This is a genomic window from Stenotrophomonas maltophilia (assembly GCF_001274595.1).
Lineage (GTDB): Bacteria > Pseudomonadota > Gammaproteobacteria > Xanthomonadales > Xanthomonadaceae > Stenotrophomonas > Stenotrophomonas forensis.
Genome location: NZ_CP011010.1, coordinates 2,015,839 through 2,028,406, shown reverse-complemented (window position 1 = coordinate 2,028,406; position 12,568 = coordinate 2,015,839). Strand labels below are relative to the sequence as shown.

The 12,568-nt window shown below is 67.1% G+C and carries 10 protein-coding genes; 2 read left to right on the top strand and 8 right to left on the bottom strand.

Translation table 11 applies throughout. The features are described 5' to 3' along the window. Window positions 1–2 precede the first annotated feature (2 nt). On the top strand, window positions 3–896 hold the full coding sequence (locus tag VN11_RS09495; protein ID WP_053449556.1) for an SDR family oxidoreductase: 894 nt from the start codon (window positions 3–5) through the stop codon (window positions 894–896). 94 nt (window positions 897–990) lie between these two features. Here the strand turns inward: VN11_RS09495 and VN11_RS09490 are convergent, their stop codons facing one another. After that, window positions 991–1,488: a helix-turn-helix transcriptional regulator gene (locus VN11_RS09490; protein ID WP_053451291.1), complete on the bottom strand. Its 498-nt coding sequence runs from the start codon at window positions 1,486–1,488 to the stop codon at window positions 991–993. 498 nt (window positions 1,489–1,986) lie between these two features. Here VN11_RS09490 and VN11_RS09485 point away from each other — a divergent pair, with 498 nt between their 5' ends. Continuing rightward, the gene (locus tag VN11_RS09485; protein ID WP_053449555.1) at window positions 1,987–5,103 is read left to right on the top strand and encodes a discoidin domain-containing protein; all 3,117 of its coding nucleotides are present in this window, start codon (window positions 1,987–1,989) and stop codon (window positions 5,101–5,103) included. An 88-nt stretch (window positions 5,104–5,191) separates the two neighbouring features. On the opposite strand, the gene VN11_RS09480 is transcribed toward VN11_RS09485, so the two are convergent. Genes VN11_RS09480 through VN11_RS09445 form a run of 7 tightly spaced genes read right to left on the bottom strand, consistent with a single transcriptional unit; the run spans window position 5,192 to window position 12,420 of the window. Then, entirely contained in the window at window positions 5,192–6,166 is a 975-nt protein-coding gene (locus VN11_RS09480; protein ID WP_053449554.1) for an ABC transporter substrate-binding protein, read from the bottom strand. 16 nt (window positions 6,167–6,182) lie between these two features. Next, window positions 6,183–7,934 (bottom strand): ABC transporter permease subunit, encoded by a 1,752-nt coding sequence (locus VN11_RS22925; RefSeq protein WP_080374903.1) that lies wholly within the window; start codon window positions 7,932–7,934, stop codon window positions 6,183–6,185. Continuing rightward, window positions 7,931–8,482, bottom strand: a complete 552-nt coding sequence (locus tag VN11_RS09465) for a GNAT family N-acetyltransferase (RefSeq protein ID WP_053449553.1) — start codon at window positions 8,480–8,482, stop codon at window positions 7,931–7,933. Before VN11_RS09465 ends, VN11_RS22925 begins: the two co-directional genes overlap by 4 nt. Beyond that, window positions 8,479–9,699, bottom strand: a complete 1,221-nt coding sequence (locus VN11_RS09460; RefSeq protein ID WP_053449552.1) for a M20 aminoacylase family protein — start codon at window positions 9,697–9,699, stop codon at window positions 8,479–8,481. Before VN11_RS09460 ends, VN11_RS09465 begins: the two co-directional genes overlap by 4 nt. A gap of 4 nt (window positions 9,700–9,703) precedes the next feature. Further along, complete coding sequence (locus VN11_RS09455; RefSeq protein WP_053449551.1) at window positions 9,704–11,047, bottom strand: LLM class flavin-dependent oxidoreductase; 1,344 nt, start codon at window positions 11,045–11,047, stop codon at window positions 9,704–9,706. Between the two features lie 18 nt (window positions 11,048–11,065). After that, window positions 11,066–12,043 (bottom strand): LLM class flavin-dependent oxidoreductase, encoded by a 978-nt coding sequence (locus VN11_RS09450; protein ID WP_053449550.1) that lies wholly within the window; start codon window positions 12,041–12,043, stop codon window positions 11,066–11,068. A 14-nt stretch (window positions 12,044–12,057) separates the two neighbouring features. Continuing rightward, window positions 12,058–12,420, bottom strand: coding sequence for a DUF3088 family protein (locus tag VN11_RS09445; RefSeq protein WP_049457245.1), 363 nt, complete (start codon window positions 12,418–12,420; stop codon window positions 12,058–12,060). Window positions 12,421–12,568: the final 148 nt, after the last annotated feature.

Sequence of the window (12,568 nt, the reverse complement as noted above, 5' to 3'; positions counted from 1 at the left end):
CCATGTCACACACTATCCTCATCACCGGCGCATCCTCCGGCTTCGGCCTGATGACCGCCAAGGCACTGGCCCTTGCCGGCCACGTCGTCTACGCCTCGATGCGCGAAACACGCGGGCGCAATGCAACCCGCGTGGCCGACATCGCACAGTGGGCAGACGCGCATCACGCCGACCTTCGTAGCGTCGAACTGGACGTACAGTCGGACGCGTCCAGCCAGGCGGCGGTCGAACAGGTGCTGGCCGACGCAGGCGCGCTCGACGTCATCGTGCATAACGCCGGGCACATGGTGTTCGGACCGGCTGAAGCATTCACCCCGGAACAGCTGATGCAGCAGTACGACGTCAATGTGCTGGGCACACAGCGGGTGAACCGCGCCGCGCTTCCGCACCTGCGCCGCCGTGGCAACGGCCTGCTCGTCTGGATCGGCTCGTCCTCCACACGCGGTGGCACTCCTCCGTTCCTTGCGCCCTACTTCGCCGCCAAGGCCGCAATGGATGCACTGGCCGTGTCCTATTCAACCGAACTGTCGCGGTGGGGCATCGAGACCACCATCATGGTGCCGGGTGCATTCACCAAGGGCACCAACCATTTCCTGCATTCGGGTACGCCCGCCGATAGCGCCATCGCGGCCGACTATGAGAACGGTCCCTACGCCGGTGTCGCCGACCAGGCACTGAAGGGCCTGGCAGGGTTGGAGCCTGCAGATGCCGATCCCGAGGAGGTCGCGCGGCAGATCGTGCGGGTGGTGGGCCTGCCACACGGACATCGGCCGTTCCGGGTACATGTAGACCCCTCACAGGACGGCGCCGAAGTGGTCAATGCCGTTGCCGATCGCATGCGACGCGAAATGTACGCCTCCATCGGTCTTGCAGACCTGCTCTCGCCACGAGGCTGAGCCGGGAAAATCAATGCACCTGCGGGGCGCCTTCGGGCGCCCTTTCTGCAGGACCCCAACGCGCGGGTGACAGCGCTGATCCGGCAGCCTGGCACTAAGCCTTCGGCTGCAACCTGCGCCCTTCCCGGGCCAGATTCAACTGCAATGCGGCCGCGGCCAGTTCGGCCATTTCCGTGGTGACCTTCTCGCTGCCACGCGCGCGCAACCAACCCAGAATGTCGGCCAGATGCCAGATGGAGGTTGAGCCGTCATGCACCGGGGACGGAAACGACTGCGGGTTGGCCAGCATCAGCTTCCGCATGTTCTGTCGCGACATCCCGAGCAGATCGGCCACATCCGTAAGCCCCACCAGATCGGGGCTCACCTCCACCAGCTCGGCGCCTGGCACGGCCCGCTGCACATCATCCACTGCCGAGCACAGCGCGACCACCGCGCTGTCGGCGTCACGGCAGAAGGCCAGCGCCATCCTTCCCGGCAAGCCGCTGCCCAGAAGCGCGTCGTCACACCCCGCCTCTGCCAGCCGCCGCTCGAGCATTCCGACGTCATCGTAGCGTTCGGGCAAGCGGTACTTCAGGGTGAAATTGAATTCCATCATCTGCCACCTCGCTTCCATCGAAACCTGATTTCATTGCTCACGACTGCAGTTCTCGACCACGCGGCGCAAGGCGCGCGCGTGGTTGCCAGGACTGCGCGGCGTGCTCCAGATGCTCACGACACAGAATTCTCCACATCGGCAGTCGGTGTCGTTGTAAGGGCAATACATCCGGCCCCACGCGTGGCTCCCACCTACACGGAGGCTCCAGCCTCGAGCTTCCGCGAACCGCAGCACCGATTCGATGTCCTTGTCGGGATGACGAGCACGAGACATTCCTTGTTCTCCCCAGTCTGCACATGACAGGCCAGGGTTGTCAAATGACAACCTGGATGGCTTTGCCTTGAGCAATGACCCTAGCCAATCCCGGTCATGCGTCCAGAGCTACATCCGTCAACGCTCATTGCATCGCCTACCGCAGCGCGTCATGTAAACGGTTACAACCCTTGCTAGCGTAGCGCTCGCCCGATCCCGGCCGAACCTGCGAGGTTGTCTGTAATGGCATTTCGCGTTGAACGCTCCACGGTCCTGAAGCTGCCCTCCTCTTTCCGTCCCACCGCAGCCCTGCTGTTTGTCGGGCTGGCATTTTCCGCGCAGGCCCAGAACCTGCCGGCCCGCGACCAGTGGCGGGCAAGTGCTTCATCGCAGCAGGTCCCGGCCATGGCCATCAGCCACCTGATCGACAACGATCCGAGCACGGTGACCGGCGGCGCGTTCAGTCCCGGCCACTGGTTCCAGATCGACCTCGGCGCGCCGGCCACGCTCGCTGGCGTGCGCCTGACCTGGGATGTCTCCAATCCCGAGGGCTACACGTTGCAGACCTCGCTGGACGGGGCGCAGTGGCAGACCGCCTACACCATGGGCGATTCACTCGGCGGCGTCGAAACGCTGTACTTCGCGCCACGCCAGGCCCGCTACCTGCGCCTGGCCAGTCCGCAGCGCACCTCCGACTGGGGCGTGTCGATCTTCGAAATGGAACCGCTCGACACGTCGCTCAGCGCGCGTGTGGTGGGACTCGATGCCACGCAGTCCGCAGTGCTGTGGCAAGGCGGCAGTGCGGTAGCCATTCCCGCTGGCAAGGGCGGTGTCCATACGCTCGACATCACCTTGCCACGCCCGCAGCCGAGCACCGGGCTGGCGGTGGACTGGGCCAACGTGCATGGCGCCGCAGCGCTGCAGGCCCAGGATGCAGAAGGCCGCTGGCATGCGCTGGCGATGGATGCGCAGGCCGCGACCCGGCAGCAGAGCTGGCTTGCCGCCAGCGCGCCGCTCGACATCCAGGCTCTGCGGCTGACGGTGCACGGCGACGCTGCGCAGATCGCCCGCATCCGCCTGCTGGGCCCGAAGGCGGTGATGACGCCGATGAAGCGTTACCAGATTGCCGCCAGCGGTGCGCAACGAGCCTTGTTCCCCGCCTCGCTGCAGATGCAGCAGACCTACTGGACTGCCGTGGGTGTGCACGCGGGCCGGCAGAAATCGATCTTCGACGAATACGGCAACCTCGAAGCCTTCAAGGGCGCACCGCTGGTGCAGCCGATCTGGCGCAATGCCGACGGGCACGCTGCAGGTGCCGCCGGGCAGACGGTGCAGCATGCACTGCGCGATGGCTGGAAGCCGATGCCGTCGGCCACCTGGGCGCCGCAGCCCGGACTGGAGCTGCGCAGCGAGGCCTTCGCCATCGAGCGCGACGGGCAGCCGGTCACCCTGCTTCGCCACCGGCTGCACAACAGCGGCACGACCACGATCAACGGCACGCTGACCCTGGTTGTACGCCCGATGCAGATGAACCCGCCGTGGCAGAACGGTGGCCTGTCGCCCATCCGCGATGTGTCCGTCGAACGTCAGGCGGTGCGCGTCAATGGCCGCACCCTGCTGCATTCACTCACCCCGGTGACGGCGTCCGCCGCTGCGCCCTTTGGCAAGGAAGGTGCAACGGAAATCACCAGCGCCATCGCCGCCGGTACACTGCCCGACACGCAACAGGCGCAGGACGACCAGGGCCTTGCCGCCGCGGCCCTCAGCTATCGCATTTCGCTGGCGCCCGGGGCCAGCGAGGCCATCGTGGCCGCCTTCCCGTTGGGTACCGCCGCCGCCGATGCCAACGGTGTGCTGCCGGACGCGCCGCCGCTCGACCTGGCCTCGCTGCCGCACGGGGCCGATGCAGCGTTCGACGCGCTGGCCGCGCAGGCCTCAACGGATTGGCAGGCACGGCTGGGCCAGGTGGGGCTGCGCCTGCCCGATCCCTCGCTGGTCGACATGCTGCGCGCGCAGGCGGCGTACATGCTGATCAACCAGACCGGGCCGGCCATGCAACCGGGACCACGCAACTACAACCGTTCCTTCATCCGCGACGGCATGGCCACGTCGGCGGTGCTGCTGCGCATGGGCGAAGCCAAGGTCGCGCGCGACTACCTGGCGTGGTACAGCGAGCACGGCGTGCACGCCAACGGGCTGGTTTCGCCGATCCTCAACGACGATGGCAGCGTCAACACCGGTTTTGGTTCGGACATCGAGTACGACAGCCAGGGTCAATACGTGGCGCTGGTTGCCGATGTCGCCCGGCTCGATGGCGGGCCAGAGTCGGTGCGTGCGTACCTGCCGAAAGTGAAAGCGGCGCTGCGCTTCCTGCAGGAACTACGCGAGCGCACGCTGGTAGCGGGTTACATGGCCGGCCAGCCGGCGCCGGAACGCTTCGCGGGCATCCTTGCGCCATCGATCAGTCATGAGGGCTACCCCTCGCCCACCCACAGCTACTGGGATGACTACTGGGGCCTGAAGGGCTGGCACGATGGCGCGTGGCTGGCCGACGCACTGGGCGATCACGAAACCGCGGTGTGGGCGCGCCAGCGGTACAAGGCCCTGTACGACGCGCTGCACGCCTCGATCCGGGCGACGATGGCGTGGAAGGGCATCGACTTCATCCCGTCCTCGGCGGATCTGGGCGATGGCGATCCCACGGGCGTATCGATCGCCCTGGACCCGACCGGCGCGCAGAGCGTGTTGCCTGCCGATGCATTGCGGACCACCTTCGCCCGCTATCTGGAGGACGTGCGCAAGCGCAACCAGCCCGGTGCGCTGTATGCCTACACGCCCTATGAGATCCGCAATGTACTGAGCTACGTGCACCTGGGCCAGCCCGAGGCCGCCGACGAACTGCTGCAGGGACTGCTGCATGACCGGCGCCCGCTGGAATGGCAGGTGCTGGCCGAGGTCGTGCATTCGCGGCTGCGTTTCCCGCGCTATCTGGGTGACATGCCACACACCTGGATTGGCGCCGAGTACGGCCGCACGCTGTTCGGCATGCTGATGCGCGAAGACGATGACGCGCTGTCATTGCTGCCTGGCACTCCGCCGTCCTGGGTGGCCGGCGATGGGTTGGCGGTGGAACGGCTGCCCACTGCGTATGGCACTTTGCAGATGCAGGCGCGGCAGCGCGACGGCACGCTGGTGGTCACGCTGGGCGACGGACTGCGCAACGACACTGCGGTGAAGGTCTGGTGGCCGGAGCGCACGATACCGAAATCGGTGCGTGTGGATGGGCGGCCAGTTGCCGACTTCGACGCCGAGGGCGTGCGCCTGGCGAAACCGTTCCGGACGCTGGAAGCGCGTTGGTAGAGTCGAGCTTGCTCGACTGCACTTCGCCGCCCCCTACCCCAGTAGAGCAGGCTCGACGCTACAGGGCCGCGCCGGGCCACGCCCGGCGTCAGAGTGCAGGCAACCCCGGCGGGTTCGTCTGCGACTGCGGCACCGCTTCCTCGGCCACGTTCCAGCGCGCCAGCGCCTGCGCATACGCGCCGCTGCCGATCTGGGTGTTCAGCGCCTGCGTCACTGCGTCGGCAAGGCCGCTGCCCTTGCGCGTGGTCACCGAGATCGCCGCAGCGTTTGGCCAGCCACCGGGGAACAGGCCCACGCGCCGCACCTTGCCGTCGCGCGCCGAGTAGGCGCCGGTGGCATTGGGCTCGAACGAGACGTCGGCACGGCCGGTGATCACCGCAAGCCGCCCCACCACCGCATCATCGAAGTACTGGTATTCCACCGGCTTCAGCCCGGCGGCGATGTTCTGCTGGTCCCACTGCCGCAGGATCTGGTCCTGGTTGGTGGCAGCACCGACCACCACCTTCAACCCGGCCACATCGGCAGGCTTTTCGATCTTCCGGATCGGCCCATCGCTGCGCGTATAGATGCCCAGCAGGTCGTAGCGGTAACTGGAGAAATCGAACTTCTTCTTGCGCTCCTCGGTGACCGTCACGTTCGACAGCACCGCATCGTACTTGCCCGATTCCAGCCCCAGCGGCCAGTCAGCCCAGGCCACCGGCACGATCACCAGCTTCAGGCCCAATGCATCGGCAATCAGCCGCGCGATGTCCGGCTCGATGCCGACCACCTCCTTGCTGTCGGCACCATAGTCGGCCAGTGGCAGCTGCCCCGGGTGGGTGGCCACGGTGAACGTGCCGGGCGTGACGAAGCGGTAGCCAGCGGGAATCAACGCCTGCGCCTTCGGATCGAGCGTGCCTCTCAGCACGGCGGTGTTCGCGCCGGCCAGGCTGGCCGCGGCCACATTGCCAGCATCTGGTGCCTGGCGCACGCGCGAATAGACGATGCCAGCGATGCCGATGACCAGCACGCCCACGATCAACAGGGTGCTGCGCGAAGGCCGACGCGGTGCTGCAGGGCTCATGGCGTTCCTTTCAGGGTTACGGAGTCTTGGCCAGGAAATCGGCGGTGCGTTGCTGGCGCGGGCGCTGGAACAGGGCGTCGGGCGTGCCCTGCTCGATCACCCGCCCCTGGTCCATCATCACCACGTGGTCGGCCACGCGACGGGCGAAGCTCAACTCATGGGTGACGATCACCAGCGTGGTGCCGGAGCGGGCCAGTTCCTCGATCACGCTGAGCACCTCGGCCACCAGTTCCGGGTCCAGCGCCGAGGTCGGCTCGTCGAACAGCAGCACTTTCGGTTGCAGGGCCAGCGCGCGGGCAATCGCCACGCGCTGCTGCTGGCCGCCCGACAGTTGGCGCGGGAAGGCATCGGCCTTGTCGGCCAGGCCCACCCGCTCCAGCAGCGTGCGTGCCTGCTGTTCGGCCTCGGCACGCGACACGCCGCGCACGGCGATGGGCGCCTCGATGATGTTCTCCAGCGCGGTCAGGTGCGGGAACAGGTTGAAGCCCTGGAACACCATGCCCACCTCGGCGCGGCGGCGGCGGATCTCGCGCTCCGGCAGCTCGTACAGGGTGTCACCGTCACGGCGGTAGCCGATCAGCTGGCCGCCGACAGTCACGTAACCACTGTCGGCGCGTTCCAGGTGGTTGATCAGCCGCAGCAGCGTGGACTTGCCGGCGCCGGACGGGCCGATCAGCACGGTCACGCTGCCGGCGCGCAGGTCCAGGTGCACATCCTCCAGCACCGGCTGGTCGCCGAATACCTTGCCGACGCCATGCAGCGACACCGCCGCGCCCTCGCCCGCCTCGACCTGTGCTGCGATGCGCGGGCGCTTGGTGGCACGCGGCGTGGCATCGTGCTGTGCACGCGTCGGCGACGAGACACGTGATACCGAGCGCTCGCGCTGCAGTTGGCCGCGCGCAAAGCGCTGCTCCACCCGTCGCTGCAGCAGCGACAGCACGGTCAGGATCACCAGGTACCAGACCGTGGCCACCATCAGCAACGGCACCACTTCCAGGTTGCGCCGGTAGATCACCTGCACGGTGTAGAACAGCTCCGGCAGCGCCAGCACGTAGACCACCGAGGTGCTCTTGGCCAGGCCGATCACATCGTTGAACGCCGCCGGCAGGATCGAGCGCATCGCCTGCGGCAGGATGATGCGGCGCACCTGGCGGCCACGCGGCAGGCCAAGTGCGGCTGCCGCCTCGTACTGGCCATGGTCCACCGACAGGATGCCACCGCGGATCACTTCGGCCGAGAATGCGGCCTGGTTCAACGTAAGGCCCAGCACCGCCGCCGTGAACACACCGATCAGCTGGGTGGTCGGGTACGAGAACAGGCTGATGCCGGTGAACGGCACACCCAGTTCGATGGTGCTGTACAGGTAGCCCAGGTTGTTCAGCAGCAACAACAGCACCAGCAGCGGGATCGAGCGGAACAGCCAGACGTAGCCCCACGACACCGCCGACAGCAGTGGCGAGCCGGAGACGCGCGCCAGCGCAAGCAGGGTGCCCAGCGCGAAGCCAAGGCCGGTACCCAGTGCAGTCAGCAGCAGCGTACGGCCCAGGCCTTCCAGCACCGGGCGCGCGAAGAACCACTCGGCGAACGTGCCCCAGCCCCAGCGTGGATTGCCCAGCACCGATTGCAGGGCAATCAGGATCAACGCCAGCGCCAGCACGGTGCCGAACACCTGCAACGGATGCCGGGCCGGCATGATCTTCAGCGCGGGTGCCGGCGCCTGTGCGGGGCGTGCGGCGATTCCATCCAGTGCAGTCGACGGCGTGCTCATGCGTGGGCTCCATGCAGCACAGCCTGCGTCTGCGCGACCCGCGACGCAGGCGCCTGCAGATATTTCTCGAACGGCAGATGCGCGATGGTTTCCGGATCCGCCTGCAGGTCGAACAGCGCGGTGTAGCCATGGCTGAGGTACAGCCCGACCGCTTCGGGCTGGCGGAAGCCGGTGGTCAGGAACACCCGCCGATAGCCCTGGCGCGCGGCCTGCGCCTCCAGTTCCTGCAACACGCGCCGCGCGATCCCCTGCCGACGCAGCCCCGGCAGCGTCCAGATCCGCTTGAATTCGGCGGTGTCTGGATCGCGGTGCGGCATGAAGGCCCCCCCGGAGATCGCAACGCCGTCGCGCAGCAACAGTACGAACGCGCCTACCGGTGAGGCGAATGCCTGCGCCGGGTAGCGCTGCAGCTCCTCGCGGGCACTGCCACCGATGCGTCGGCGAACATCCGCATAGCGGCTGTCGTACTCCTGTTCCAGGCCATCGAACAGGGGCCGCGCCAGCGGATCATCCACCGAGGTATAGAAGAAGCGTTCGTTGCTGCTCATGCCACGTCCTTCACCAGGTAGTCTTCGGCCAGCCGTGCCCACAGGCTGGCGGCCGGCGCGATGGCGGCGTCGTTGAACACATAGCGCGGGCTGTGCAGCGGTGCGCTGTCGCCGTTGCCGACAAACACGAAACTGCCGGGCCGTGCCTGCAGCAGGAAGGCGAAGTCCTCGCTGGCCGTGCGCGGCGCGAAGCCGCGCACCACCTGTTCGGCGCCGAAGCCCGCTTCCGCCACGCCACGGATATAGGCGGTCTGCTGCGGATGGTTGATCACGCTGGGGAAGCCACGCGGGAACGCAATCTCGGCCCGCGCACCGAAGGCGGCGGCGGTCTGCTCGGCAATCTCGATGGTCCGGCGGCGCAGGGTGTCGCGCACCTCGGGCAGATAGGCGCGTACGGTCAACGTCAGTTCGACCACGTCCGGAATCACATTGGCGGCCTGCCCACCATGGATCGAGCCGACCGTGACCACGCCCATCTGCCGTGGATCGACATTGCGCGATACCACGCTCTGCAGCGCGGTGATGATGTGCGCCGCCACCAGGATCGGATCGACACTGCCCTGCGGCTCGGCACCATGGCCGCCCTTGCCGATCACCTTCAGCCGCGCCCAGTCCACCGACGCCATCGCCGGACCGTCGACGAAGCCAAAGTGGCCCACGGGTACGCCCGGCCAGTTGTGCAGCCCATAGATTGCATCCACCGGGAAGCGCTCGAACAGGCCGTCGGCAATCATCTTCGACGCGCCCGAGCCGGTTTCCTCGGCCGGCTGGAATACCAGCTGCAGGGTGCCGTCGATACGGCCATGGTGAGCCAGGTAATGCGCGGCCGACAGCAGGATGGCGGTGTGGCCATCGTGGCCGCAGGCATGCATCAGGCCGTCGGTCTGGCTGGCATAGGCCAGTCCGGAATCCTCGTGGATCGGCAGTGCATCGATGTCGGCGCGCAGGCCGAGGCGACGGCTGCCCTGCCCGCGCTGCAGCGTGCCGACCACGCCGGTGCCGCCCAGGCCGGTGGTGACCTCATAGCCCCACTGCTGCAGCAGCTCGGCTACGCGGGCACTGGTGCGGTGTTCCTCGAAGGCCAGCTCCGGGTGCCGGTGCAGGTCGTGGCGGATCGCGATGGCCGCGTCGGCGCGTGCTGCGATTTCGGGCAGTACGCCAGTCGTTGGGGAACTCCGCCGGGCATGCCCCGGCGCTACCGCGTTTTCTCCGCTCATCGCCCTACCCTGCCTTCCGCGCCGGTTCGGCATCGCTTGTATGGCGGCTGGCCTTGTATGGCAGGCCCAGATGCTCGCGCAGGGTCTGCCCCTCCAGCTCGCGCTGGTGATAGCCGCGCGCCCGCAGGATCGGCAGCACCTGGGTCACGAAATCGTCCAGGCCTTCGCGCTGTGCAGCGAAGCCAAGGATGAAGCCATCGCTCGCACCGGCATCGAACCAGCGGATCAATTCATCGGCCACATGCTCCGGCGTACCGATGAAGTTTGGCCGCGGGCTCACGGCTTCCAATGCCACCTGGCGCAGGCTCAGGCCCTTTTCGCGCGCGTCCTGCTTGATGCGGTCGGTGGTGGAACGGAACGAATTGCTGCCGATCCCGCCCAGTTCCGGGAACGGCGCATCCGGGTCGTACTGGCTGAAATCATGGTGGTCGAAGAAGCGGCCCAGATAGGCCAGCGCATCATCAAGCGTGGCCAGCGCGGCAATCGCCTGGTACTTGGCTTCGGCTTCCTCGGCAGTACGGCCGACGATCGGGCCGATGCCCGGGAAGATCTTCACGTCATTGCCGCTGCGGCCGTGCGCGATCGCCGAATTTTTCACCTTCTGGGTGAATGCACGGGTTTCTTCCAGTGACGGCGAATGGGTGAACACCGCATCGGCATACTTGCCGGCCAGCGCGATGCCATCATCGGACGAGCCAGCCTGGAAGATCACCGGCTGGCCCTGCGGCGAACGCTGGATGTTGAGCGGCCCTTCCACCTGGAAGAAGCGGCCCTTGTAGTCGAGCCGACGGAACGTGTCCGGCGCGAAGAACGTGCCAGTGTCGCGCTCGCGCACGAAGGCACCGTCATCCCACGAATCCCACAGCCCCTGCACCACCTCCAGGTACTCGTCGGCAATCTGGTAGCGCAGCGCATGTTCGGGGTGTGGCCGCCCGTAGTTGCGCCCCGAACCTTCCAGCGGCGAGGTCACCACATTCCAGCCGGCGCGACCGCCGCTGAGCAGGTCCAGCGAAGCAAACTGGCGCGCCACGGTGAACGGATCGCTGTACGAGGTCGACAGCGTGCCGGCAAGCCCGATCTTTCTCGTTGCCGTGGCCAGCGCCGACAGCAGCGAGATCGGCTCGAAGCGGTTGAGGAAGTGCGGGATCGACTTCTCGTTGATGTACAGCCCGTCGGCGACGAAGCCGAAGGCGATGCCGTTGTCCTCGGCGGTACGCGCGATGTCGATGTAGAACTGCAGGTTGACGCTGGCGTCGGCCGGATTGGACGGATGCTTCCAGGCATGCATGTGGCTGCCGGGGCCCTGCAGCATGATGCCGAACGGAATGTGGCGCGGGGTCGTGCTCATGGGAATCGCTCCTGCAAGTCAGGCCACCGCCGCGCGTGGCGCGGGCGACAGCAGTTCAAGGGATGTCAGGCGTGCGTCGAGGTCGGCCACCGGCGCGTCGAGGATGAACTCGCCCACGCCGAAGCGCCGGTGCAGCGCATCCAGTTCGTCACGCACATGCTGCGCATCGCCGGACAGCACGCTCGGGCGTGTTTCTTCGATGCGGAAGTCGGCCACGCCTACCTGGCGCGCGTACTCAGCGGCGGCTTCCGGACTGGGCAGATTCACCGTCTGCCCGGGACCGAGGTGCAGCTTGTAGACCCGTAGCGCACCGATATGGCGCGCGGCAGCCTCGGTGGTCGGCGCAGCGAAAGCCACTGTGGCCAGCAGCGGTGGTTGCGTCGACGCACTTCGGTAAGCCTCAAAGGCCGCCTCGATGTGCTTTGGATCACCATCGAAGTGCGCGGCGTAGACAAAACGCCACCCGAGTTCGGCCGCCTGCTTCGCACTCTGCGGGCTGGCCCCCAGCAGGAAGCGTTCGGGTGCCTGCTGCGGAAGGGGCCGGGCCAGTGCATCAGCCTCGGCGCCGGACAGATAGCCTTCCAGATCGCGCAACTGCTGGTCGAAATCGGCGAAGGCCGGTCGTCCTGCCGCCAGCGCGGCGGTCGACGCGGGCAACCCACCGGGCGCCTTGCCCACGCCCAGATCCACCCGCCCCGGCGCCAGCGCCGACAGCAGGTTGAAGTTCTCGGCCACCTTGTACGGTGCGTAATGGCGCAGCATCACGCCACCACTGCCGATGCGGATGCGCCGGGTCTGCGCCAGTACCCACGCCGCCAGCACTTCCGGTGCAGGGCTGGCCAGCGTGGGTGCGGCATGGTGCTCGGCAAACCAGTAGCGGTGGTAACCCAGCTGCTCGGCGCGCTGCGCCAGCTGCAGGCTGTGGCGAAGCGCCTGCTCGGGCGAGGCACCTTCGGCCACCGGGCTCTTGTCCAACACGCTGATCAGGTAGCTCATCGTCGCGTCCTCGCTCAGGGGTGGGCCACGGGAATGCCAAGCAACCCGTTCAGCGCAGCCAGGATCGGCTCGGCACCGGAGATGTACTGGCGATCCTGGTGGGCGCCGCTGGCAAGCTCACTGCGCACGCCCTGCGGCAATACCAGCTTCGGCAGTGACTGGTCCTGTTCACCGATCTCGGCGATCACCTCGCGGCGCGGCCGCGCGAAGCCGATGCGGCGCACGTCCAATTGCGCGTCCAGGCCGTCGATGCTCGACAGCGCACCTTCCAGCAGCAGGCTGTGCCGGCAGAAGAAGCGCTGCCCGGGAATCTGGCCGTCCTCGAACTCACGGTCGAGCAGGAACAGGATGGGTTTGTCGGTTGCGTGCAGACTCACGGAGTCGTCCTCATCAGGGCCGGCAATGCAATGCCGATTCGATTTCGATGCTAGAGAAGCCAGCGCCGGCAACAGCGATGCCAGGCGACAATCGGCGGTCAGATCCGGCCACGCAGATGCGCCTTGGCCATAAGCAAAGCGCCGGCGG